The 26,402-nt window shown below is 45.7% G+C and carries 17 protein-coding genes, 1 pseudogene and 1 riboswitch; of the genes and pseudogenes, 16 read left to right on the forward strand and 2 right to left on the reverse strand.

Features of this window, described 5'->3' with window-relative positions; genetic code table 11:
• The first annotated feature begins 25 nt into the window (after positions 1-25).
• The 7 genes from ATG71_RS06880 (at position 26) to ATG71_RS06910 (ending at position 7,457) form a co-directional block, all read left to right on the forward strand.
• Complete coding sequence (locus ATG71_RS06880; protein WP_286162940.1) at positions 26-928, forward strand: carbohydrate ABC transporter permease; 903 nt, start codon at positions 26-28, stop codon at positions 926-928.
• A gap of 33 nt (positions 929-961) precedes the next feature.
• On the forward strand, positions 962-1,792 hold the full coding sequence (locus ATG71_RS06885; protein ID WP_098438975.1) for a carbohydrate ABC transporter permease: 831 nt from the start codon (positions 962-964) through the stop codon (positions 1,790-1,792).
• 81 nt (positions 1,793-1,873) lie between these two features.
• Positions 1,874-3,511 (forward strand): alpha,alpha-phosphotrehalase, encoded by a 1,638-nt coding sequence (locus ATG71_RS06890; protein ID WP_098438976.1) that lies wholly within the window; start codon positions 1,874-1,876, stop codon positions 3,509-3,511.
• A gap of 91 nt (positions 3,512-3,602) precedes the next feature.
• Positions 3,603-4,592, forward strand: coding sequence for a LacI family DNA-binding transcriptional regulator (locus ATG71_RS06895; protein ID WP_098438977.1), 990 nt, complete (start codon positions 3,603-3,605; stop codon positions 4,590-4,592).
• A gap of 184 nt (positions 4,593-4,776) precedes the next feature.
• Positions 4,777-4,882, forward strand: a riboswitch (SAM riboswitch).
• A gap of 69 nt (positions 4,883-4,951) precedes the next feature.
• Positions 4,952-5,965 (forward strand): methionine ABC transporter ATP-binding protein, encoded by a 1,014-nt coding sequence (locus ATG71_RS06900; RefSeq protein ID WP_098438978.1) that lies wholly within the window; start codon positions 4,952-4,954, stop codon positions 5,963-5,965.
• Entirely contained in the window at positions 5,955-6,620 is a 666-nt protein-coding gene (locus ATG71_RS06905; RefSeq protein ID WP_098438979.1) for a methionine ABC transporter permease, read from the forward strand. The genes ATG71_RS06900 and ATG71_RS06905 overlap by 11 nt, the downstream gene beginning before the upstream one ends.
• A gap of 21 nt (positions 6,621-6,641) precedes the next feature.
• Positions 6,642-7,457, forward strand: coding sequence for a MetQ/NlpA family ABC transporter substrate-binding protein (locus ATG71_RS06910; RefSeq protein ID WP_098438980.1), 816 nt, complete (start codon positions 6,642-6,644; stop codon positions 7,455-7,457).
• An 85-nt stretch (positions 7,458-7,542) separates the two neighbouring features.
• Here ATG71_RS06910 and ATG71_RS24085 read toward each other — a convergent pair whose 3' ends face one another.
• Positions 7,543-8,595 (reverse strand): hypothetical protein, encoded by a 1,053-nt coding sequence (locus ATG71_RS24085; protein WP_286162941.1) that lies wholly within the window; start codon positions 8,593-8,595, stop codon positions 7,543-7,545.
• Positions 8,596-8,874: 279 nt separating this feature from the next.
• On the opposite strand from ATG71_RS24085, the gene ATG71_RS06925 reads away from it, so the two are divergent.
• The 8 genes and pseudogenes from ATG71_RS06925 (at position 8,875) to ATG71_RS06960 (ending at position 23,028) form a co-directional block, all read left to right on the forward strand.
• Positions 8,875-10,077, forward strand: coding sequence for a M20 metallopeptidase family protein (locus ATG71_RS06925; protein ID WP_098438983.1), 1,203 nt, complete (start codon positions 8,875-8,877; stop codon positions 10,075-10,077).
• Positions 10,074-11,393, forward strand: a complete 1,320-nt coding sequence (locus ATG71_RS06930) for an amidohydrolase (protein WP_098438984.1) — start codon at positions 10,074-10,076, stop codon at positions 11,391-11,393. The genes ATG71_RS06925 and ATG71_RS06930 overlap by 4 nt, the downstream gene beginning before the upstream one ends.
• Entirely contained in the window at positions 11,390-12,622 is a 1,233-nt protein-coding gene (locus tag ATG71_RS06935; RefSeq protein WP_098438985.1) for a M20 family metallo-hydrolase, read from the forward strand. The genes ATG71_RS06930 and ATG71_RS06935 overlap by 4 nt, the downstream gene beginning before the upstream one ends.
• Before the next feature lie 3 nt (positions 12,623-12,625).
• A complete protein-coding gene (locus ATG71_RS06940) occupies positions 12,626-13,933 on the forward strand; it encodes a helix-turn-helix domain-containing protein (protein ID WP_098438986.1) in 1,308 nt (435 codons plus the stop codon).
• Between the two features lie 174 nt (positions 13,934-14,107).
• Positions 14,108-15,636 (forward strand): annotated as a pseudogene (locus ATG71_RS06945) (AbgT family transporter).
• Positions 15,637-15,877: 241 nt separating this feature from the next.
• The gene (locus ATG71_RS06950) at positions 15,878-19,849 is read left to right on the forward strand and encodes a cell wall-binding repeat-containing protein (RefSeq protein WP_286162942.1); all 3,972 of its coding nucleotides are present in this window, start codon (positions 15,878-15,880) and stop codon (positions 19,847-19,849) included.
• Between the two features lie 122 nt (positions 19,850-19,971).
• A complete protein-coding gene (locus ATG71_RS06955; protein WP_098438987.1) occupies positions 19,972-22,473 on the forward strand; it encodes a cell wall-binding repeat-containing protein in 2,502 nt (833 codons plus the stop codon).
• Positions 22,474-22,584: 111 nt separating this feature from the next.
• Positions 22,585-23,028: a VanZ family protein gene (locus tag ATG71_RS06960; protein ID WP_098438988.1), complete on the forward strand. Its 444-nt coding sequence runs from the start codon at positions 22,585-22,587 to the stop codon at positions 23,026-23,028.
• A gap of 59 nt (positions 23,029-23,087) precedes the next feature.
• On the opposite strand, the gene trhO is transcribed toward ATG71_RS06960, so the two are convergent.
• On the reverse strand, positions 23,088-24,053 hold the full coding sequence (gene trhO / locus ATG71_RS06965) for an oxygen-dependent tRNA uridine(34) hydroxylase TrhO (RefSeq protein ID WP_098438989.1): 966 nt from the start codon (positions 24,051-24,053) through the stop codon (positions 23,088-23,090).
• A 252-nt stretch (positions 24,054-24,305) separates the two neighbouring features.
• Between trhO and ATG71_RS06970 the strand changes: the two genes are divergently transcribed.
• Entirely contained in the window at positions 24,306-26,312 is a 2,007-nt protein-coding gene (locus ATG71_RS06970) for a penicillin-binding transpeptidase domain-containing protein (protein WP_179886486.1), read from the forward strand.
• The last annotated feature ends 90 nt before the right edge of the window (positions 26,313-26,402 follow it).

The raw sequence follows: 26,402 nt of genomic DNA on the forward strand, positions 1-26,402 counted from the left end.
CGTACGTTTAGATAGGTGGGATATCATGAGCAATGGATGGAAAAACAGTATGAGCAAAAATAAGCATCCCTATGTGTTTATCGCTCCTGCAGTGATCATTTTAACTGTTTTCAGTATTGTTCCTATTATAGTAGCTTTTTTGATCAGCTTCACAGACCTCGACTTAAAAGGGCTTGCCGACTGGTCGAATGTCAGCTTCATCGGCATGGACAACTACTCAGCCTTACTTTCTGATGAATTGTTCCATAAGTCGATTTTCAACACATTGTTTTATGTAGTCATTGGCGTTCCTCTTGTCATTGTTTTCTCATTGGGAATCGCCCTGCTGCTGAATTATGGGACAAGTAAGCTGTTTACCGTATTCCGCGGAGTATACTACATGCCTTCGATCACGAACATCATTGCCGTTGCCGTGATATGGGGATTCTTATACAATACCGAATACGGATTATTTAACTACTTACTCTCTTTACTCGATGTCGAGAAGATTCCTTGGTTAGGAGAGCCAACGATCGCCAAGCTATCGTTGATTGTGTTAGCCGTATGGAAAGGGATCGGGATCAATATGATCATTTTCCTTGCTGCCCTGCAGGGAATTCCAAAGTCTTATTACGAAGCGGCGGAAATGGATGGGGCGAACAGATGGCAGGTATTGAAGAATGTGACAATCCCGTTACTGCGCTACGCCACGTTCTTCGTCACGGTCACGACTCTCATCGGATGGCTGCAATTCTTCGAGGAGCCATTTGTCATGACGAACGGTGGACCACTTGATGGAACGATATCCATGGCGTTATTCATCTATCAACGGGGATTCCAGTTCAGTGAATTTGGATATGCAGCGGCAGGCTCATTCATCCTGTTTGTCATCATCATTATCATCACGCTTGTTCAATTTAAATTAAGAAAATCTGATACAGAATATTAAGAATGAAACTATACAGTATCGGGGCTGACTAATATGAAAACCAAAACAACGAAAAGTAAAGCGGAAAAGCTGTTTATCATCCTCTTGCTTGCTCTCGGTGGGATCATCGTATCCGTGCCTTTTATATGGATGATCTCAAGCTCGTTCAAGCCTGAAAGTGAAGTACTTCAAATACCGCCAAGCTTGATACCGGAAAATCCGACGCTTGAAAACTACGTGAATTTATTTGAAAGCATGAATTTCGGTGTGTATCTACGGAACACGCTCATCATTGTACTATTTTCCTTTGTCGGCCTATTTTTTAATGCCATGGCCGGTTATGGATTTGCCAAATATGAATTTAAAGGCAGGGAGAAAATCTTCTATATCGTGCTTGCCACGATGATGATTCCTGCACAGGTTACGATGATCCCTGTCTATTTAATCCTGAATGAAATGGGACTGACGAATACGATGACGGGGATCGTGCTGCCGGGACTGGCCGCTGCCTTCAGTATTTTCCTATTCAGACAGTTCATGACGACGATCCCGACTGACCTGATTGAAGCAGCGAGGCTTGACGGAGCAGGGGAATTCTATATTTTCTTCCGATTGATCGTGCCGATTGCGAAGCCGATCTTCGCCGTACAGGGGATCCTCACCTTCATCGGAGCCTGGAACAGCTTCCTGTGGCCGTTGATCATTGCCAATGATGAAAGCCTCTACACATTATCCGTCGGGCTGTCATTGCTGCAGGGGCAATATGCCAACAACTTCGGCCTGCAGATGGCCGGCGCCGCCTTCATGGTCGTGCCGATCATCATCATCTTCTCCTTTTTCCAGAAATACATTGTTGAAGGGTTTACGATGTCCGGAATTAAATGATTGACGTGTACCAGGTACAAAGCGGAATGATTGTACCTGGTACATTTCTTTAGTTATACGTTAAAAAAGAGGTGACACGCGATGGAAAAAGCATGGTGGCACAAATCCACAATTTATCAAATTTACCCCCGAAGCTTCAATGATTCCAATGGGGACGGGATCGGGGATCTCCAGGGCATCATTGAAAAGCTTGATTATCTGAACCTTCTCGGCATCGACATCATCTGGTTAAGCCCGGTTTATCAATCACCGAATGACGATAACGGCTATGACATCAGCAATTATTATGAAATCATGCCTGATTTCGGTACCATGGAAGACATGGAGACATTGATCGAGGAAGCAAAGAAAAGGAACATCCATATCATGATGGACCTCGTCATCAACCATACATCTGATGAGCACGCATGGTTTGAGGAATCGAGGAAATCAAAGGATAACCCTTATCGGGATTACTATATTTGGCGGGAGAGCGGGGACGGACCTCCAAGTGATATTCAATCCGTCTTCAGTGGGTCCGCATGGAAATGGGATGAACAGACTGGCGAGTATTACTTTCATCTCTTCAGTAAAAAACAGCCTGACCTCAACCTTCATAACCCCGACGTGCGGGAACATTTATACAAAATGATGAACTTCTGGCTCGCTAAAGGAGTCAGTGGTTTCCGTATGGATGTGATCGATCTGATCGGAAAAGAGATCGATGAAAAAGTACTGACCGATGGACCAAGGCTTCATGAGTATTTACAGGAAATGAACGAAATGGTTCTTTCTCATTATCCGACTGTGACGGTCGGTGAGACCCCATCTGCCACACCTGAGACAGCTCAGCTTTATACAGGGAAAGGTCGGAACGAACTGGACATGGTGTTCACCTTCCAGCATATGTCCCTGGACGAGCGGGCAGGGGAAGGGAAGTGGGCGTTGAAGGATCTGGATTTCCCGGAATTGAAAAGAGTGCTGAGCAAGTGGCAGACATCCCTGTTTCAGAAGGGATGGAACAGTTTATACTGGAATAACCACGATCAGCCCCGCATCGTATCCAGATGGGGGAACGATCAAGAATACCGGATCACATCAGCCAAGATGCTGGCAACCGTTCTTCACATGATGCAGGGGACGCCTTTCGTCTATCAAGGAGAAGAAATCGGGATGACGAATAGTAACTGGGACGATATCACTCAGTACCGCGACATTGAATCGATTAACTATTTTCAAGAAAAGAAAACAGAAGGCGTCCCCGAAGGTGAGATCATGAAATCGATCCGAACCAAGGGCAGAGATAATGCCAGGACACCGTTTCAATGGAATGAAGATATTCATGGCGGTTTTACCGAGGGGAATCCGTGGATTGAAGTGAATTCAAATCACAAAAAAATTAACGCAGAACAGGCATTGAAGGATCACGACTCCATCTTTTATCATTATCAAAAACTCATTGCACTGAGAAAACGACTGGATATCCTCGTTTATGGAGAGTATGAGCTTCTACTGAGGGATCATCCTGAAATCATGGCGTACAGACGGAAATGGGAAGACCAAACCTTGTTGGTCGTGGCGAACTTCTACGGAGGAAATCCTGAATTCCGTTTGCCAGAAGTATCGGATGATTCTCATGCCGAAATCCTCATCAGCAACTATTCGGATTCAAGTGAACGACCGTCAGACATCAACTCCCTTCGTCCCTACGAAGCGATCGTTTATTTGTTAGAAAAATAACCCAATACTTGAAGCGCTTTCATGTATAATGAACAGAAGAAATCAGTCAAGAAGGACGCCTTCATTTATTTAGCAATTAGGATGTGAACTTATGGCAACCATCAAAGATGTGGCTAAGCTTTCCGGAGTCGCCGTTTCGACCGCTTCTTATGCATTGAACAACAGTAAGAAAGTCAGTGAAGAAACACGACAGAAAGTGGTAGCGGCAGCCAAACAATTGAATTACCAAAAAAACGGGCTTGCTTCCGATTTGAAACGGACAAGCACGAATACCATCGCCTTGATTCTGAGCGATTTATCAGGGCCTTACTATTCCGAACTGATCAAGGGCGTACAGGATGTGACCTCGACGAACGGATATGATTTGATCGCCTGCAGTTCCATCGGGGGAGCACAGTCCACCGCCGTGAAATTTTTAAAAGAAAAAAGGGTCGACGGTGTCATCATCCTTGCCCATAATATCAATGATGAGACCATCCTGGAGTCGGCAAGGGAAGGCTTTCCCATCGTGGTCCTCGACAGGAGCATCAAAAGCGATTACGTTACCCAGATCGAAGTCGACAATGTCCACGGAGCGTTCGTGGCCACAGAACACTTGATTGAGAGGGGGAGCCGTGACATCGCATTTATCAGCGGACCTTACAACTCCCATGACAACGAGCTTCGTTTCCAGGGGTTCCGGGAGGCACTGGAAAAGCACGGCATCGACTATAAATCGAAATGGAAAGTATCCGGCGGCTTCACCCGTGAAGGGGGATATCAGGCGACGAAAATGCTGATCGCCCAGCGGGATGTCCCACATGCCATCTTCTATGCGAATGATGAAATGGCCATCGGCGGCTTGCAGGCCCTGAACGAAAAAAACATTTCCGTTCCAGGGGATATTTCCATCATTGGCTTTGATGACATCCAGCTGTCAGAATACGTTTCCCCGCCACTGACAACCATGAGGCAGCCGAAATATGAAGCGGGTGCCCTTGCCGTTCACCTGATCTTTCAGATGCTCTTGAAGGAAGAGGTCGATTCGTATTACAAGCTGACAACGGAGCTGATAGAGAGAGATTCGGTGAAAAGCCGTTGACTGAGTGGAAGAACCTGACCTTTCCTGCATGGGAGAGGTCGTTTTTTTATATAAATAAAATTTCGTTGCCAGGACAACAAAGATAACGCTTACATAAAAACACCTCCAAAATCCACTATTGACTTCCCGTCCTATACCCAGTATTATCCTCTATAAGGTAAATTTTTCGAAAATTACATACATTCAATTATCAAGAGTGACCGAGGGATCAGGCCCTATGACGTCCGGCAACCTCCAGAAGTGGAACGGTGCTAATTCCTGCAGAATGATTTCATTCTGAGAGATAAGTCGAGATAGACAGGCGATGCTTCTTTCAGTTGAAAGAGGCATTTTTTATTGGAGAAAAAGGGGTGTGCACATTGATCGAGATTCGGAATCTAGTGAAAACGTACAAAACGAAAAAGCAAACGGTGGTCGGTGTCGACAACGTCTCTGTCACCATTAAAAATGGGGAAATCTTCGGGATCGTCGGATACAGCGGAGCGGGGAAGAGCTCACTCATTCGCTGCCTGAATCTATTAGAGACCCCGACATCAGGGAAAATCATCATCGATGGACAGGATTTCACGAAGCTCACATCCAAGGAGTTAAGGCTTGCCCGTCAGAAAACGAGCATGATCTTCCAGCATTTTCACCTGATCAAATCGAAGACGGTGTTTGATAATCTCGCCTTTGCTTTGAAAGCAGCGCATGTACAGAAAGCAAAAATCAAACCGAGAGTCGTCGAGCTCCTGGAGATGGTCGGTCTTTCAGATAAAGCCGACGCGTACCCGGCCCAGCTCAGCGGAGGACAGAAGCAGAGAGTCGGCATCGCGAGGGCACTTGCCAATAACCCATCGGTTTTACTTTGTGATGAAGCGACATCGGCCCTTGATCCGAATACGACGAAATCAATCTTAAGGCTGTTGAAAAAAATCAACAGGGAACTCGGCTTGACGATCGTACTCATTACCCACGAAATGGAAGTGGTGAAAGAAATCTGCGACCGGATGGCTGTAATGCAGGACGGGAAGATCGTGGAGGAAGGCCCCGTGTATGACCTGTTTGCCGAACCGAAACAGCCTTTAACAAAGCAGTTCATCGAAACGATTCTCCAATTCGAACTGCCACAGCACCTGGTGGAATCGAGAAAAGGGAAGCTCATCAAGATTCAGTTCAAAGGATCCATCGCCGAGGAAAGCGTCGTATCAGAGGTGTTTCAGCGGTACAAGGTGCGGGGCAATATCCTTCACGGCAAGATCGAATATATTCAGGATGTCCCACTCGGGATCTTCATCATGGAACTGATCGGATCAACTGACGAAATCGAAGCGGCGATCCGATATATTACAGCTAAGACGCAAAGCCTGGAGGTGCTTGAGGATGCTGCCTGATTCATTGACTTCTATATTGCCAGAATTAAATAAAGCGTTTTTTGAAACGGTGTATATGGTGGGGATATCACTAGCCGTAGCGATTGTGGTGGGATTGCCCCTTGGGATTCTGCTCTTTGTGACAGACAAGGGCTTATTTTTGCAAAATAGTGTGATTAAAAAGGTCGTCGGATTCGTCGTGAACATGGTCCGCTCGGTTCCATTCATCATTCTACTAGTCGCACTCTTACCCTTAACCAAACTCTTGACCGGGACGACGATCGGACCGACGGCGGCATCCGTATCACTCTCGGTTGCAGGCATTCCATTTTTTGCGAGAATGGTAGAAACGTCGCTCAGGGAGATTGATAAAGGCGTCATCGAAGCCTCGGTTTCAGTCGGGGCTAGTCCATGGATGATCATCAAGGACGTGCTGTTACCGGAAGCGCGGCCAGCCGTCATTCAGGCGATCACGATTACGACGATCAGTTTAGTCGCCTATTCCGCCATGGCCGGCATCGTCGGCGGTGGAGGAGTCGGGGACCTGGCGATACGCTTCGGGTACTACCGTTATGATAACACGGTAATGATTACGACCGTGGTCATTCTGATTTGTCTGGTTCAACTCATCCAGTATACGGGTGATATATTTGCACGATTAGTCGATAAACGATAACTACTATAGGGGGAACAACAAGTGAAAAAGTGGATATTATTTGTAGCATTAGCGGTAACAGTGAGCTTACTAGCTGCCTGCGGCGGAGAAGAGGCAAGCTCGGAAGATAAAAAAGAAGTAACCATTGGGGCCACATCCGGTCCATACAGTGATATGGTGACCAAAGCGATCAAGCCCGGTCTTGAAGAAAAAGGCTATACGGTTGAAGTGAAGGAATTCAGTGATTACATACAGCCGAACAACGCACTGGCAGAAGGGGACCTGGATGCGAATTTGTTCCAGCACAAAATCTACATGGAAACCTTCGCGAAGCAGCATAACATGGACCTATCTGAAGTTATTGTCGTACCTACGGCGCCGATGGGGATCTACTCACAGAAGTTCGATTCAATCAAGGACATCAAAGAAGGCAGTGCCATCGCCATCCCGAATGATCCGACAAACGCCGCACGTGCCTTTCAAATCCTGGAAGATGCCAAGCTGATCACGTTAAAACCGGACACGGATCCATTGACTGTATCCGAAAAAGACATTGATGAAAACGTGAAAAACCTGCAGTTCAAACCGATCGAAGCGGCACAGCTTCCAAGAGCTGTCGACAGTGTCGATCTATCTGCTGTTCCTGGGAACTATGCACTGGCAGCGGATATGGACCTTCTCGATGCCCTGCAATTGGAGGACATGCCCGACCAATACCGCAACCGCGTAGTAATGAACACCAAAGACGTTGACTCACAACTCGCCAAAGACATCAAAGCCGTCGTCGAAGCCGACCAATTCGAAAAAACCATCGACAAAGAATTCAAAGGCTTCGGCAAACCGGAGTGGATGGAGTAGAGGGACGGACCTCCATTTTCACCGTAATTCAATAGTGAAACGTGATAGGGACGGACTTCCGCATGAAAATGCGGAGGTCCGTCCCTCATCTATTATAGGCAGCACTTCTTATACTTTTTTCCGCTTCCACAAGGGCAGGGGTCTTTGCGTCCGACTTTTTCTCCTGTTTGGACCGGTTGAGTAACGAGAAGAGGTTGTTCATCCAATGAATGCTTTTCCACTTCTTCGATGAATGCTTGATTTTTGGAATCGAATCGGTTGATAACTGCTGACATAAATAATCTGAGATCAGCGTTTTAGCGGTAATGTCATCTGTTTGATCAAATAATCGCAACAGTGCTTGTTCCGACTCCACGCTCTTTATTCTGCCTAATACATCCAGTGTATAGAAATAGGTGTTACCATAGAGAGCTACCTTTTCAACCTCGCGCACCACCTGATCTGTCCCTATCTTTACCAGTGCATTGGCCGCTTCCTCCAACAGCAAATCTTCTGCTTCCTCGTTTTTGAAAAGGTTCACCAATTGCGGGATCACGCTCTCTTCACGGATTTCCCCAGCCATATATACTGTGTATACCAGCTCGAAGCCCACCAGTTCATCTTCCTCAATCTGGACCTCCCAGATTTTAATTTCGCCTCTCTTAACAAGCTCGTGAACGATCCTTTTCCCATGATCAAAATACACCTGGTCATAATCATTCGTATCCAAGTAAAACATAATGTCAGCAAGCTCCATGAATAATTCCTCATCTTTTAAAGCAGGAAGCTTCGCGATTTTCTTCAGTTGCCCTTCATCTATATAAGGTTTTACTTCGCTACTGTACTTGATCAGCAATTCTGTATCGGCATTTGCTAGTAATTGAATATAGAAGAGTACGTCGGTATCCTTTTTGCTCAGGCTTTTCAACCGGTTGATTACCTCTTTCATCCCTTCCTCATTCAACGGAATGTACATTAAGTAAGGGAGTACAGGCGAAGAGTATTCCGTAACCTGTCCCCGGTCATGGGCTTTTAATCCGGTTAAAAATGTATCACCATCAACCATATAGGAACCTTCCAACATTTCAATCGCATACCTTTGCACAAACGGATCCTCACTTAAAAAATAAGGCTCGACCCTCTCAACAAAACGGTTCATCCAACCATCCTTTATCATACATATTTCCTTCAGTGTAATGGGTGGAAGGGGAAAAGGGAAGAGGGACGGACCTCAGTTATGTCAACTCCAGGAGGGGAAAGTGTGATAGAGAAGGGCTTTCATTGAAATACCGAGAGGTCCGTCCCTCCAACACACTCCAAAACAAAAAACTTTCCCAATTTCAAAGGGTTTCCCGCCTTGGTAGCGAATGTATATATTAACGGTATTATTAAGGAACTTTTCCTTAAATAATCATTCGACCGAAAAAGGAGATTTTTCATGGATATTAAACAGCTTGTTCAATCAGTAGAGAGAGAAGTCATTACCTTGAGGCGACATCTTCACCAGCATCCTGAAGTGAGTGGGGAGGAATTTGAAACGTCCAAGACGATTCAACAGAAGCTTTCGGAAGCTGGCATCCCTTATCAAACAGGATATGCCAAGACCGGTGTACTGGGCATCATCAAAGGGGAAAAGCCGGGAGGGACGGTGGCACTCAGAGCAGACATCGATGCCCTGCCGATCCAGGAAGAAAATGACCTTCCATACAAATCATCCGTCTCCAATAAAATGCATGCCTGCGGACATGATGCCCATACGGCAATGCTTGTAGGGGCAGGGAAAATTCTCAATCAGCTGAAGTCGGACATAAAGGGAACGGTCCTCCTTGTCTTTCAACCTGCGGAAGAGAATGCCCCGATAGGAGGTTCCCAACTGATGATGGATGATGGGGTCTTTGACGAATTCACGCCTGATGTCATTTTCGGACAGCATGTGTGGCCGGACCTGCCAGCAGGGGAAGTCGGTGTGTTACATAACGAAATCATGGGTGCTTCAGACCGCTTCAAGATTACTGTCAAAGGTTCAGGCGGGCATGCCAGTATGCCCCACCAAACCAATGACGCGATCATTATTGCCAATAATCTCATCACCCAGCTCCAGACCATCGTGAGCAGAAACACCGATCCCGTTGATTCCGCTGTCCTCACCATCGGTAAAATCGAAGGTGGATACCGCTATAATGTCATAGCGGATAGCGTGACCTTGGAAGGAACGATCCGGACGTTCAAACCGGAAGTGAAAGAAATGGTGAAGAATCGCTTTTATTCCATCATAGAAGGAGTGGGCAGAAGCTTCGATGCTCACATGACCATTGACTATTTGGATGGATATCCGGCAACGATCAACTCCCCGGAATGGGTAGATGAAGTAAGGAATGCCGCTCAGAAGGTGCTTGGGGAAAACGCAACACCAACCGTATCACCATCTCTTGGAGGGGAAGACTTCTCCCGTTTCCTTCAGAAATATCCCGGAGCCTTCTACTGGCTTGGAACGTCAGTGAAAGATACAGAACCTCAATATCCCCTCCATGACCCTCGGTTTAAATTGAATGAACGTGCGTTAAGTAAAGGGGTTAAAGTAATGGTTCGGCTTGCGTTGGATGCCTTGGGAAGACTTGAGAAAGAGGGTTCAATCCGATGAAATCACTTGAACAGTTTATGGAAGAAATAGCGCCGGGTCTCACTGCTTTCAGGCGAACCCTTCATCAAAAGCCTGAACTCGGCTTCACGGAATATGTCACTACCTATCTTCTGGGGAAAGAATTGATGGATCTCGGATTCCCGGTCCACCTGGGAAAGGACGCATTGGAATCAAGCAGCCGGATGGGGGTCCCTCCAAAGGAATACCTTCATCTACAAGAGGAACGTGCCAGGATGGAAGGGGTGGAGGAAAGTTGGCTGGATAAAATGAGAGGCGGTCATACAGGGCTGGTCGCCACATTGGATACAGGTCATCCCGGTCCTCATATGGCGTTCCGGTTCGATATCGATGCCTTGCCGATCAGGGAGTCTACTGACTCGGACCATTTTCCTGCAAGAGAGAATTTCAGCTCTTCCCATGAGGGCGTGATGCATGCCTGCGGCCATGACGGACACGCTGCCATTGGCCTCGGTGTCGCCACCTTTTTAACTCAATACAAAGACCAGCTTTCCGGGAAATTCACCCTCCTCTTTCAACCTGCCGAGGAAGGGGGACGGGGAGCGAAAGCCATGGTGAAAAAGGGCTGGCTCCATCAAGTCGATTATTTTGCAAGCGGTCATATTGGAATCCGGAATACAAAACTCGGTCATGTCTATGCGACAACAAATTCATTTCTTGCTTCTTCCAAAATCAATGTCACCTATAAAGGGAAAGCGGCACACGCCGGCCTCGAGCCTGAAAAGGGAAAGAATGCACTACTTTCAGCAGCAGCTGCAAGCATTCATCTCTATACCATCCCGCGTCATTCCGATGGGGCATCAAGAATCAATGTCGGGAAACTTCAAGCAGGAGGAGGGCGAAACATCATTCCCGATGAAGCCCATCTTGAAATGGAAACAAGGGGAGAAACAACAACGATCAATCAGTACATGCTGAAAGAAGCCCTGCGAATCCTCCGGGCATCGGGTGAACTGTATGGGGTGAAAACCGTAATCGATGTAGTAGGGGATACGGTGGAAGCAGAATGTAACAGGGAATGGATCCAGTGGTTAAACCAGGCTGCGGATGCAAGTCCGTTCATCTCGGAAATTCATGATGTCTTACCTTTAAAGGCATCGGAGGATGTAACGTACATGATCAATGAAGTACAGAAGCAGGGTGGGAGTGCAACGTTCATGGTGTTCGGGACCGAACTGAAAAAAGGCCATCATCATCACGCCTTCGATTTCGAAGAAGGGGTCCTGCAGGTGGCGGTGGATGCCTTCGCCCGTCTTATTTTAAAACGATCTCACCAAAAAGAGGAGGGTACACGTTGAAAGAGTGGCTTGATACTACGATAAAAATGTTAAATCTTGTTGATACGATGAAACAGCCGGAAGGATTTACAAGGTTAGGATATTCAGAGGAAGAATTGGAAGCCATGCATGTATTCCGGAGCCTGGCAGAAAGCTTAGGTTTAACTGTCCGGAGAGACCAGGCGGGCAATCTTTTTGCCAGATGGGATGGGGAGACGGACCACGTTGTCATGATGGGCTCTCATCTCGACACGGTTGAGAATGGGGGAGGGTATGACGGCGCGGCCGGTGTCCTCTGCAGTCTTGGGGCCGTGAAATCCCTCAAAGAAAAAGGCTTCAAACCACACCATAGTATTGAAGTGGTCTGCTTTGCTTCAGAAGAATCTGCCCGTTTCGGTGTGTCCACGATTGGAAGTAAGAGTGTCGCAGGAATTCTGGATAAGGCCATTGAAACGGTAACGGACCGTCATGGGGTTTCGGTTAAAGAAGCGGTAGAATCCACTGGCCTGGACTGGTCAACGGTCCAACATGCCGAACGATCCCAGGACGACATCCTTTCTTTCATCGAACTCCATATTGAACAAGGTACCCAAATCGAAGATCATGGAGCACGGTTCGGGATTGTACGGGGCGTCGCCTGTCCGATCCGATTGAAGGTGAAAGTGGAAGGAATGGCGGGGCATACGGGTACGACCCCAATGGGAAAACGGACTGACGCCCTTGTGGCGCTTGCCCCCCTTATTTCATTCGTTTCCGGGGAAGCGGAGGAGCTCTCCCGTCAATCCCCGAAACCACTGGTGGCAACCGTCAGCACCCTGAACGTAAAGCCGAACGTCATGAACGTCATCCCCGGTTACGCAGAAGCGGGCATCGATATCCGGTCCGTCGACGATGACCTTAAGAGATTGATGGCTGATGAAATTATCGAGAAATGCCGAAGCTTAGAGAATGACTTTAATGTTACAATCAATGTGGAAACTCTTGTAGATAACCCTTCCATCCTGTTGGATGAAGAGCTGACAGCCAGGGTAAAGGGAGCCGGGGAAAGCCTCGGGTACCCTTCTCATGAAATGGACAGCGGGGCAGGGCATGATGTCATGAACATGGCAGCGAAATGGCCAACCGCCTTAGTCTTCATCCCTTGTGAAAAAGGGATCAGCCACCATCCGATGGAGCATAGCACGCTTAAGGACTTATCTATGGGAGTCGAGATTCTAGCTGAAGTATTGAAGCAAGAAGCAGGTGAATAATCATTGTTGATTAAAATTGGTGTCATCGGGCCGGATGATTCGATCAAACGGATCAATCATGTCGCAACGTATTTTGACCATATTGAACTCGTGAATTTCCCCTATTATCAGGTGGATGAGATCGAACATATCCTGAAGAAGAATCGTGGTCTTGTCGATCAATGGTTCTTCTCGGGACAGTCTCCATTCTACTATGCCCTTGAGAAAGGGTGGATCACGGATAAGGAAGGAAGCTTTCCCCCTTTGCATGGATCCAGCTTTTTCGGTGCATTATTAGAAGCGCAAATGAAAGAACAGAAACTTTTTAAGAAAATCAGCATCGATACGATTTCAAAGCAGGAAATTGAAACGGCCGTCAAGTTCCATTCTTTTGATGGGATCGAGATCGCAAGCTATCCTTATGAAGGATATCGGAGTGCCGAGCAGCTTGTCGAGTATCACAGTTCCCTTTATGAAAAAGGTGAAATCGAGGCAGCCATCACGTGCATTCAAAGTGTACAAAAGAGCCTGATGGAAATGGGCATTCCATGTTACCGGGTCGTGCCGACAAATTTATCGATCCGGATGATCCTGCAATATTTATTGGAAAGGGCCCAATCCAGGAAATATCGTAAATCCCAGATTGCCATTGTCGGGATTGAAGTGATCTACTCCACCCAGACCCTCGACGAGTCCCATTTTTCTTATAAAATGAAGCATCAGGAATTGGATCTGAAACGGAACCTCCTTCATATCGCCCAGAAGATCAACGGATCCATGGTTCAATTGGGAGATGGATTATTCTTTGTGTATACAACGCGAGGGGAATTGGATCTTCAAGAGGAGGAGTCGATATTCTCTACCCTCACTCAGGAAGTGAAGTCTCATACCGATTTAGATATACGGGTAGGACTCGGATTCGGGGTGACCGTGTTGGAAGCAGAACACCATGTCCGTCTTGCGTTTCAGCATGCGAGAAAGCACGAGTCCTCTATTGTCGTAAGCGTGAATGAAGATAAGACCGTCACTGAAATCCTCCCATCCTCGAAATCCGTCACCTACTCACTGAATAACCTGGGTGATGAATGGAAGGAAGCCTTCAACGAGGCAACGGTCAGTTCTGCGATTGTCTCGAAAATCCTATCACTATCCCGCCATTATGATAAGGAAGAGATCACCTCCCAGGACCTATCCCGCTGGCTGAAAAGCACGGAACGGAACGGCAGGAGGATCCTGACGGAAATGGAACGCATCGGGATTGTGGTAATTAGTGGTGAAGAACAAAGCGGGGGCAGGGGAAGACCCCGAAAATTGTATCGTTTTCAGCTATAAAAGAAAAGATCTCATTCAAAACAAGGATGAGGTCTTTTTTTCATAATCAATAAATTAAAAATTTTCTAAAAAATTTTATAAAATAAAGAGGAATCAGGCATTCAATATCGAAATACTTATTAACGGAAGTAAAAAGGAATTATTCCTTAAAACATTTAACGAAGGAGTGACCTCATGACAAACCCGAATCTAGAAACGAATCCACCTCAAAAGGAGAAGGGATTTCTTCGCTTTTTAAGCGGAATCGAGAAGGTAGGGAATAAACTCCCCGACCCATTTATGCTTTTTGTGTACTTATCTGTTTTTATCGTATTATTCTCATGGTTTATATCGAGTTTAGGCGTCACCGTCGTACACCCGAAAAACGGGGAAGTGCTGGCAATCAAAAGCCTGGTATCCGGAGAGGGTCTACAATACATCCTCACCTCCATGCTCGATAATTTCACCGGATTCGCACCACTTGGTCTCGTACTTGCCATGATGCTCGGTATTGGGCTCGCCGAAAAAGTGGGACTGCTTGAAACGGCCATCAAGAAAACCGTACTGAATGCTCCAAAAGGATTGATTACATACGCAGTCATCATGGTGGGGATCATGGGGAACCTAGCGTCGGATGCGGCGTTTGTCATTATCCCGCCCTCGCTGCCATGATTTTCTACACAGTGGGAAGACATCCACTGGCAGGACTTGCCGCAGGATTCTCAGGAGTAGGCGCAGGATTTACGGCAAACTTTATCATTACAGGTACAGATGCCTTACTTGCAGGGATTTCAACAGAAGCGGCTAAAGCCTTCGAAGTCACTGTGACCCCGGTGGATAACTGGTATTTCATGATTACATCAGTGGTATTCCTTACGGTGGTAGGGGCATTTGTCACAGAGAAGATTGTGGAACCAAGACTTGGAACATACAAAGGTGAGGTTGACAAAGTATTGGAAGAAGAAAGTCCATTAGAAGGAAAGGCGCTACGTAACGCAACGCTTTCAGGACTGGCGTTTATCCTATTATTGGTGGTTTCCATCGCTTGGCCAAATTCCCCGATGCGGAATGAAGATGGCGGACTGATCCCGTCTACCTTCTTATCTGGAATCATTCCGATCACTCTACTATTCTTCATCATTATCGGTGTCGCATACGGAGTGACAGTGAAGAAGATCCAATCGACACGAGATATACCGAAGTATATGACGGAAGCTATGAAAGACATGGGCGGCTATATCGTCCTGATCTTTGCGGCAGCACAATTCATTGCCTACTTTGATTGGACGAATCTTGGGACATGGGTGGCCGTCAGTGGAGCGAACTTCCTTGAATCCATCCACATGACGGGGCTTGCCGGCATCATCGGGTTTGTCCTCTTGACCGCTTTACTCAATCTATTAATCTTTAGCGGATCGGCACAATGGGCACTGGAAGCACCGATTTTCATCCCGATGTTTGCCACCCTCGGATATAATCCGGCATTCGTTCAAGCAGCATACCGGATTGCCGATTCGTCCACCAATATCATCACGCCGATGAACCCTTATATCATCGTGATCCTCGCCTTTATGAAGGAATACGATAAGAAAGCGGGACTCGGAACCCTGATTTCCCTCATGCTGCCTTATACGATTGCCTTCTTATCGGTTTGGATCGTACTGCTTCTGGCGTTTGCGTTGTTGGGGATCCCGTTTGGACCAGGGGTTGGGGTGTATTTGTAGGGCCCGGGTCACCACTATTTTACTAGAAAAAAATATCTTGCCCATTGGTGAGTCACATAAGTGGCTTACCAATGGGCTTTATTCATTTTCTATCGTTCAAATTTACTTGGAATCTATGAAAGCGCTAACAAAAAAATACGATAATTTACCCTATTTTTACACTATTATGACAAATCCTGTTGTATACTGGTAGATGGTGGCGAATCTACCACTTTATAAAACTATGAACAGGGGGAAGAATATGAACGGGAAAACAATGAAGCGCCAACTGTTAAGTGTAACAGTTGCTTCCAGTATGGCTTTAAGCTTGTTTGCTCCTCCTCTATCTCAGCACGTATCCGCTGCAGATGAGGCATTTCAGGATTTAATCATTTCGGAATATATAGAAGGATCCAGTTACAATAAAGCAATTGAACTTTATAACGGTACTGGTGAACCCATTGATTTATCGAATTACTCCTTAGAATTACATACAAATGGTGTGGAAACGACGGACAAAACTATGACTTTATCTGGCGTTCTTAATGCAGGAGAGACGTTTGTCCTTGCCCACAAGCAAGCTGTTCAGGAGATCCTTGACCAAGCAGATATCTTAGACAGCAATGTCATCAACTTCAACGGAAATGATCCCATTACATTAAAGAAGAATGGCACAGTGATCGATTCCATCGGACAGGTTGGTTCAGCTGCTGACTTCGCAAAGGATGTTTCAATTGTCCGCCATGATGCCGTTAAGACAGGGGACTCAGATGTAACGGATGCATTTGACCTTACAGCTGAATGGACAGATCAGGGCAAAGATGTATTCAGTGACCTCGGAACCCATCTATCAGACGATCCAGCTCCGGACCCAGCGCCAATCGAATTATCCACTATAGCAGATGCCCGTACAGCCCCTAAAGGAACGACCGTCAAAGTCCAGGGGACAGCAACCGCAGCCTTCGAAGCAGGCGGTCAGATAAACCTCTTTATCCAGGACGGGACAGCAGGTGTCATCGTCCGAGCAAGCGGACTTACTGCCGAGCCGGGTGATGAAGTCATCGCGGAAGGTAAACTCGGAGACTACTATGGAATGCAGCAAATCGAAGCAACGGCTTCAAGCGTTGAAATCACAGAAGAAGACAAGGGTGTCCCATCACCAGCTTCTCTGACGTCTACAGACCTCTCAGCGGAGAATGGGGAAGAGCACGAAGGGATGTTTGTGGAATTTACGGATGTGACTGTGATATCCAAAGACAGCAACGGTAACTTCACCGCAACAGACAACTCAGGTGAGTTCGTCATCAAACCAAATGATAGTGCGATGCTTGAAGTCGGCAAAACGTACGAAATCCTTCGCGGAGTGGTTGATTATAATTTTGACGAATACAAACTGGTACCTCGAAATGGGGCAGATGTCATTGAAACGGCCTTCTCTGTAACGGCTGATCCTGCTTCAGGGTCTGTAGTCGAAGGGACGAAGGTGACACTTCAAACAGCAACTGAAGGTGGATCTATTTACTATACAACGGATGGAACTGATCCTACATCTGCGAGTCCTGAATATACTGAACCGTTAGAGCTTACTTCAGATGTAACCATCAAAGCAGTCGTTGTAAAAGACGGAGACACAAGTGAAGTGGCCACTTTCACTTACAAAATGCTTAAATCTGCAGACGGTTTAAGCATTCACGATATCCAGGGAGAATCCCATACATCTCCTTACGAAAACATGACCGTTTCAAACGTAGAAGGAATTGTGACAGCGAAGGCCGGTTCCAACGCATTCTACATGCAGGAAGAGACGCCTGACGATAACATAGCGACTTCTGAAGGAATCTATGTTTATGCGAAAGGAAGTTCCGTAAACGTAGGGGACAAAGTGAATGTCGCTGGACAAGTAAAAGAGTGGAGAGAAGACGGCTATTCCGATGCAAAAGATCTTCTGACGACTCAAATCACTGCATCCGCTGTATCGGTAGAATCCTCAGGCAACACTGTCCCTGCGGCAGTTGTGATGGGTGAGGACCGCATCCCGCCTACAGAAGTGGTGGAAGACGATGAAATGAAAACATTCGATCCCGAAACAGACGGCTTGGACTTCTATGAAAGTCTTGAAGGAATGCTGATTGAAATTCCTGATGCCACGATCACGGGTCCGATTGAATATGATGAACTTTCGGTCATTGTGAATACAAGCGATGACCAACGTCGCACACGAGCGGGAGGCGTATTGATTTCTCCTGAAGACTACAATCCTGAGAGAATGTTGATCGACGTTGATGGGATTAATATCAATGCCAAAACAGGCGATACACTTGATGGATCTGTTACTGGAAACGTGAGCTACGACTACAGTAACTTCAAAATTCGCCCAACTGGTGATTTCCCAGAAGTCGTTGATGGAGGAACAGTCCGCGAAGTGACAGGCATCACTCCGGTAGAAGAAGACTTGACGATCGCTTCATATAATATTGAGAACTTCTACGCCGGAATCGATCAAAGTAAAGTGGATAAGATTGCCGAATCAATCGTTAAGAATTTGAAAACCCCTGATATCGTCGGCCTTGTCGAAGTCCAGGATAATAACGGTCCAACGGATGATGGGACGACCGATGCAAGTGCTTCATATGAAGCCATCATCAAAGGGATTGAAGAAGCCGGCGGTCCGACATACGAATTCACTGATATTGCACCTAGTGACAAAGTGGACGGCGGGCAGCCTGGCGGGAATATCCGTGTCGGATTCATCTACAATCCGGATCGCGTTCAATTGACTGATAAAGAAGCTGGAGATGCTGTCACAGCGGTTGATGTCGATGAAAACGGTCTTACACAAAACCCGGGACGCGTCGAACCGTTGAATGAAGCGTTTGATGATTCCCGTAAGCCACTCGCTGCAGAGTTCATGTTCAATGGTGAAAAAGTCATCGTCGTAGCGAATCACTTTAACTCCAAAGGGGGAGACGGAGCTTTATTCGGTGCGGAACATCCGGTCGTCCTTGGAAGTGAAGAACAGCGTGTTAAACAGGCAGAAATCATCAATAACTTCGTGAAAGACGTAAACGAAAACGTGGATGACGCAAATGTTGTGGTTCTGGGTGACCTGAACGACTTTGAATTCTCAAACCCTCTCAAGACGCTTAAAGGCGATGTTTTAACCGATATGATGGAGAAGCTTCCTACTAAAGAGAGATATTCATATATCTATCAAGGAAACTCCCAAGTTCTTGATCACATTTTAGTAACAAATAATCTGGCTGATCATACGGACATTGACAGTGTGAACATCAACTCTGATTTCAGTGAGGAAGATGGACGTGCGAGTGATCACGATCCAGTTCTGGCGAAAATTCAGTTTAGCAACAAAGTAGAGCGGATCTCTGGTGACGATCGTTATGAGACGGCGATCGAGATCTCTAAAAAAGGCTGGGAATCTGCTGACACAGTGGTAATTGCACGAGGGGATATGTTCCCGGATGCCCTTGCAGGAGCTCCACTTGCTTACAAACATGATGCACCGATTTTATTAACAGAGCAGAACTATCTGAATCCTAAGGTACAAGCAGAAATCAAACGCCTGGGTGCCAAGAAAGCAATCATCCTTGGAGGAGAAGGGGCAGTATCCAAATATGTTCAGTATCAATTAAAAGGTTTAGGTCTTAAGACTGATCGTATCTCAGGGGATGACCGATTCGAAACGGCTGCAAATATCGCTGCCAAATTGGATGGGAATCCTGAAAAGGCCGTTGTAGCAAATGCCTATCAATTTGCAGACGCTCTTTCCGTGGCCTCCTATGCCGCACAAAACGGATATCCAATCGTATTATCTGCTCAAGACACACTTTCAAAAGCTTCAAGCAAAGTCTTGAAACACATTGATGAGAAAATCGTCGTAGGCGGAGAAAATGCAATCAGCACAGAAATCTTTGAAAGCTTTGATGAGGCGACCCGTTATAGTGGATTGGATCGCTATGAAACATCAGCTGAAATTGCCAAGCACTTAACTCCACAAGCAAATAGTGCAATCGTCGCAACAGGAGCAAACTTTGCCGATGCATTGGCAGGTTCTGTTTTGGCAGCCAAAGAAGGCGCTGAAATCCTGCTAGTGAAGAAGGATGAAGTTCCTAAGGACATCATGGAAGCGATTGAAATGGACCATATTAATAACTTCCATGTTGTAGGTGGCAAGAATGCCGTCAGTGAAGATGTTATAAACAAACTGAAGAAATAAAAAGTAAATCAGTCGGGGGGATCTATTCCCCCAGGCTGTGTAAATGGATCTATATTTTTATTATAATATTTCGTAAATTAAGTACATTGCACTTCGAAACTACTATATAATGGGTATTGTGGATGAAATTCCGACAAAAACCTACATATGAAAAGGATGGGATGAACCAGATGAATATTAAGAAGCCTTTATATGGCGTGTTGTCTACAGCAGCACTGGCCGCTGCCATTTTTGCCGTATCTCCGACGATCTCAGCTTCAGCAGAAGGGGACGATTTCGATTTAACGATCATGCATACGAACGATTCGCATGCTCACGTTGAAGGGTACCCGCGCCTGGTTACGGCTGTGAATGAGCTTAGAACGGAAAAAGCGAATTCTTTGTTATTGGACGCTGGAGATGTCTTCTCAGGAACCCTTTATTTCAGACAATATCTTGGACAAGCCGATCTTCATTTTATGAATAAGCTTGGCTATGATGCTATGACTCTTGGAAACCATGAGTTTGATAAAGACTCTAAGACTCTTGCTGATTTCATAAAAGAAATGGATTTCCCGATGGTATCTTCAAACGTGAAGGTGACAGGGGATAAAGACCTGGAACCAATATTCAAAAGTGATATCGGTATGCCTGCCAAAGGTGGAAGCGTATATCCTGCCATGATTAAAGAAGTTGATGGGGAAAAAATCGGAATCTACGGTTTAACCACTCCTGATACAACCTTTATTTCCAATCCTGGTGAAAATATCGTATTTGAAGATGCTGTGGAAAAGTCGAACTCTACGATCAAAATGCTTAAGGATAAAGGTGTCAACAAAATCATCGTCCTTTCTCATCTTGGATATTCCCACGATTTAGAATTGGCAGAAGCCGTGGACGGTCTTGATATCATTGTTGGCGGTCACTCCCATACGACTCTTGAAAAACCTGTAGTGATTGATAAGAAAGAGCCGACTGTCATTGTTCAAGCTGGTGAATACTTAAACTTACTTGGCTTATTGGATGTAACATTTGATGAAAATGGCGTAGTAACCGGAAATAACGGTGAGGTTTTAGATCTTAAGAATTATGAAGAAGATGCTGAGGCACTTGCCGAGGTTCAAGAATTCAAGGCACCTCTTGACGAGTTGAAGAGTGAAGTTGTCGGTAAGAGCGAAGTTGCTTTGAATGGTGAACGTGCAGATGTACGCAGAAAAGAAACAAATTTAGGAAACCTGATTGCCGATGGTATGGTGGCGAAAGCGAATGAATTTGTCAAAACCCATATCGGTCTTCAAAATGGTGGAGGGATCCGAGCTTCAATCGATGCCGGTGATGTCACTCTTGGGGAAGTATTGACAACATTGCCATTTGGGAATCAGCTAGTCACACTTGATTTGACTGGTCAGGAAATCGTTGATGCCCTTGAGCACAGTGTAGCCAAAGTAGAAGGCGAAGATGCACCGGGAGAATTCCTTCAGGTATCGGGTATCCATTATAAGTATGATGTAACGAAACCGGCAGGTGAGCGGGTATGGCATGTGGAAGTCATGACGGATAATGGATTTGAAGAGATTGATTCTGACACGATGTATAGAGTCGCTACCAACGCGTTCACTGCAGATGGCGGAGACGGTTATACAATGTTCAAAGAAGCGAAAGAAGATGGTCGTCAAACCGATCTATTCATCACCGATTTCGAAGTGTTCTCATCTTATCTTGAAAACAACAATCCTATCTCACCAGTTGTGGAAGATAGAATCGTTCAAGAAGAAGCTCCGGAAGTAGCGCGTTTGACCGGTGATACACGCTATGAGACAGCGGTTGAAATCTCGAAACAAGGTTGGGAAAATGCTGACACGGTCATCCTTGCCCGTGGAGATTCATTCCCTGACGCTTTGGCGGGAGCACCTCTTGCCTATAAGCATGATGCACCGATCTTATTAACTGAACAAGGTACACTTAATAAAGCTGCAAAAGCTGAAATCAAGCGTCTTGGTGCTAAGAATGTCATCATTCTTGGTGGTAAAGGTGCTGTAAGTAACTATGTTAAATATCAGCTTGAAGGAATGGGTCTTGATGTTGATCGTATCGGAGGGGACGACCGCTGGGAGACAGCTGTAAATATCGCTGCAAGCCTGGGTGGTTCACCAGAGAAAGCCGTAGTAGCCAACGGTAAGAACTTCCCTGATGCATTAGCCATTGCTTCTTATGCAGCAAGTAAGGGATATCCAATCCTATTAACAGATAAAGATATGCTGCCATCTGAAACGACTAAAGCTCTAAAAGGCATCGACAGCACCATCGTAGTTGGTGGTGAAGGTGTGATTGGCAAGAAAGTATATGATTCACTTCCAGATGCAACCCGTTACTTTGGACTTGATCGATACAGCACAGCAGCCAAGATCGCGACTGAACTGAATCCGTCTACTAAAGTATATGTAGCAACAGGAAAGAACTTTGCTGATGCACTGGCTGGTTCTGTCCTTGCCGCTAAAGAAAATGCTTCCATGCTTTTAGTACAGCCGAATGATCTTCCAACCGTTACTTCTGATGCAATCAAAGAAATGAAATCTAAGCATTTCAATGTTCTTGGTGGAGAAAATGCGGTAAGTGACGTTGTTGTAGAAAAATTAATGAAATAAGACCTGTAAGTAAAAAGCTATCGATTCCATTCGATAGCTTTTTCTTTTACCCTGAACCCTTTTAAAATCGCTTGGAACTGTCAACCCTGTTCTCAGGAGGGAGTGATAGGGTTGCGTGTTTTAGTTGCAGTCTGCTATGGTATTTTAATTTTCATCCTTACATGTACAAAAAGCTTAACGAACCTTGTTGTAGAAGGGCACCCTGTTTTTCAGTGGAATCCACACCCGGATCTTATGAGTTTCTTTACTATGAGCTCTTTTCCGTTTCAAAGCAGTGCTTACATCATACAAAAGGCCGGACATGCAGCCGCGTTTTTTTTCCTGGGATTAGTGGTCCACTCAGTTGTTAAGAAAGCATTGATGGGCTATTTAATTTCATCGATTATCGGGTTATGCACAGAAATCGCTCAGCTCTTTTTTTCAAGAACAGGGTGTTTGCTCGATGTAGGGTATGATGTCGCGGGCATCACAATATATTTTGTGGCTTACTTCATTATCAGGGCACTTCTTTATCTTCCATCAAGCATTCGCAAAAGTGGTGTAATCAAGCAATAAAATATAAAGAAATGAAAAGAGCACCCAGTCGGATCTGGATGCTCTTTTTACAATATATATTAGATATTCGCCGTTTCCTTCTCCCGCTCAATCACTGCCAAACGCTCTGCCACTTCTTCCTCCGTCAAACCATGCTCCATAACATAGCGGTTTTCAGGACTTGTGCGGCACTCATCGGAACAGCTTCTCATATATTTATGCTCATTTTCTTCTGAGCAAAGGATCTTTCGGTTACAAGGCGGGTGGGCACAGTTTACGTAGCGCTCACAAGGTTCGCCTGTGTAGAAATCTTTCCCTACGACAACGTGCTCGGTCTGGTTGACAGGAACACCGATGCGCTCGTCGAATACGTAAAGCTGGCCGTCCCATAGTTGCCCTTTTACTTCAGGGTCTTTTCCATAGGTTGCGATTCCACCGTGGAGCTGTGCCACATTCTCAAAGCCTTCTTTCACTAACCAGCCTGAGAATTTTTCGCAGCGGATCCCACCTGTACAATACGTGATGATCTTTTTGCCTTCAAGTATATCTTTATTATCGCGGACCCAGTTCGGAAGATCGCGGAAGTTTTTGATATCCGGCTTCACGGCTCCTCTGAAGTGTCCCAATTCATATTCATAGTCGTTACGTGCATCAAGAAGGATTGTATCTTCCTGTTGGATTTGTTCAAAGAAATCCTTTGGATTAAGGTACTCACCTGTAAGCTCATTTGGATTCACATCATCTTCAAGACGGAGAGTCACAAGCTCTGGACGGTGCTTCACTTTCAATTTCTTGAACGCGTGCTCGTCTGCTTCGTCGATCTTGAATACAGTATCCTTGAAATGAGGATCCTGTCTCATCGCTTCCATATACGCATCCGTCTGCTCGATCGTACCGGAACATGTCCCGTTGATCCCTTCAGACGAAATCAGGATGCGCCCCATAAGGCCAAGGTCAGAACACAGTTGTTTGTGTTGTGCAGTGACTTCCTCCGGGTTCTCAATGTCAACATAGTTGTAATACAGTAGTACACGGTAATCTTTCATGTTTATTTCCACCTATCGATATATATTTGCAAGATATAATCTTAGGATTCAGTTCCTTATTACTCTTACGATGTACTATTATAACAAATTTTTACGAAATTGCATCATATGAGAGTGAGAAATACTGGGGATTGTGAGGAAAGAGTGGTGGAAATTGGGTTTAAAACAAAAAATATAAATACATTAAATTTGTAAAACTGGATACGATTTGAAACAATGAATATAAGAATAATTAAGGGGATGTCACTACATATGATCAAAAAAATCATGCTGCTTTGTACCGTCGTCGCTCTCAGTCTACTGTTCGCAGGATGTCAAGAGAAGGCTCAGCCGGATGATCGCCTGCAGGAATACGTGGATCTTTGGAACAAAGGGAAGTTCGATAAAATGTTCTCAGACTATGCGAACTCCTCTACCAAGGAAACATTCAAAAAAGAAGATTTCGTTACAAGATACAAAGATATTTATAATGACCTCGAAGTGAAGGATGTCAAAGTATCTTTTAAAAAGCCGGATAAAGAAGTGGAATGGGACAAAAAATCGAAAGCGGAATTTCCTATGACCATTTCATATAATACCCTCGCCGGTGAAGTTTCATATAAAAAAGATGTCACGTTGACAAAAGAAAAGAAGGATGACGATGAAAACTGGTTCGTGGATTGGGACCCTTCGTTCATCCTGCCAGAAATGGAAAAGGGAGACAAGGTCGGAGTGGAAAGCATTTCTGCCAAACGCGGGGAGATCCTTGACCGGAATCAGCAGCCCCTTGCTATCAATGGGGAAGCCTTTGAGCTTGGGATTGTCCCGAAAGAGTTCAATGAGAATGACTTGAGCAAGCTGTCATCTTTACTTGATTTATCACCAGAACAAATAAAGAGTAAATTGGACGCAAGCTGGGTAAAGCCTGACTATTTCGTTCCAATTAAAAAAATTGCCTTGAAAGAGCGTCCACTCGCACTGGAAGTAATTGAACTGGACGGACTATACTCCAAGCGGGTGCCTGCCAGGGAATACCCATACGGAGAAGCCACTGCCCATCTCACCGGTTATATCGGAAAACTTACGGCAGAGAAATTGGAGAAGCTGAAAGACAAAGGCTATACCGCTCAGTCCTTGATGGGCTTAAGCGGAGCAGAGGAAGTCTATGAAGAACAGCTGAGGGGCAAAGACGGTCAGCGTATCTATCTGAAGAAACAAGATTCAGAAGACACGGTTACCGTGGCCGAGCAGCCTGTTGAGGACGGAAAGAATATTACACTCACCATTGATGCCGAGATGCAAAAGAAGATATACGCACAGATGAAGAATGAGGCAGGGACGGCAGCCGCCGTTAATCCCCAAACAGGAGAGGCACTGGCCCTTGTGAGCACACCTGCCTATGATCCGAATGAATTCGTATTAGGGATGTCTTCAGAGGAATATAAGAAACTTGCGGACGATCCGAGAAAGCCCCTACGGAACCGATTCCCGCTTGCCTATTCACCAGGATCAACAATGAAGGGGATCACGGCTTCTGTCGGTCTGAAATCCGGCAAGCTGGATCCCAAAAAAATCTACGACATTCCGGGGAAGAAGTGGCAAAAGGATGAATCATGGGGGAATTATAAAGTGGTCCGTGTGTTTGACAATGAGAGCAAAGTGGATCTGGAAAGCGCCCTTAAATTCTCGGATAACATCTATTTTGCACGGGTCGGACTGGATATGGGTGCCGAGACGTTTATTGCAGGCTTGAAGGATTTCGGCTTTGGCGAAGAGATCCCTATGTCCTACCCGATTTACAAATCACAGGTTTCAAACGACGGAGAAATCTCCAAAGAAGTCCAACTGGCCGATTCTGCTTTCGGTCAAGGGGAAGTGCTGATGAGCATCGTTCACATAGCAAGTGCATATGGGGGTATCATCAACGACGGCACCATGATGGAACCAAAACTCTTGAAGGATGAAGAACCGAAAGTGTGGAAGAAAGACCTGCTTTTAAAAGAACAGGCAGACATGATGAAAACGAATTTTCGAAAAGTGGTCACAGAAGGCATCGCGGGAAAAGCGAGTGTAGAAGGTAAAGCGATCGCCGGTAAGACCGGCACAGCAGAGATCAAGTCGGAGCAGGGAACGAAAGGCAAGGAAAATGGAGTGTTCGTTTCCTATGATCAAAATGACCCGTCCATGGTTCTCGCCATGCTCCTGGAAGATGTACAGGATGCAGGCGGGAGTACACATACCGTCCAAGTGGCCAAGAAGTTTTATGATAGTTGGAAATAAAGAGAAAGAGAGGGGCATCTGCTCCTCTCTTTTTCAATGCTTAAGGAAAAACGAAAAAAATCCCCAAAGACCTCCTTTGGGGATTAAAGT

The sequence above is a fragment of the Bacillus sp. es.034 genome, assembly GCF_002563655.1.
In the GTDB taxonomy this organism is placed as follows: domain Bacteria; phylum Bacillota; class Bacilli; order Bacillales; family Bacillaceae_B; genus Rossellomorea.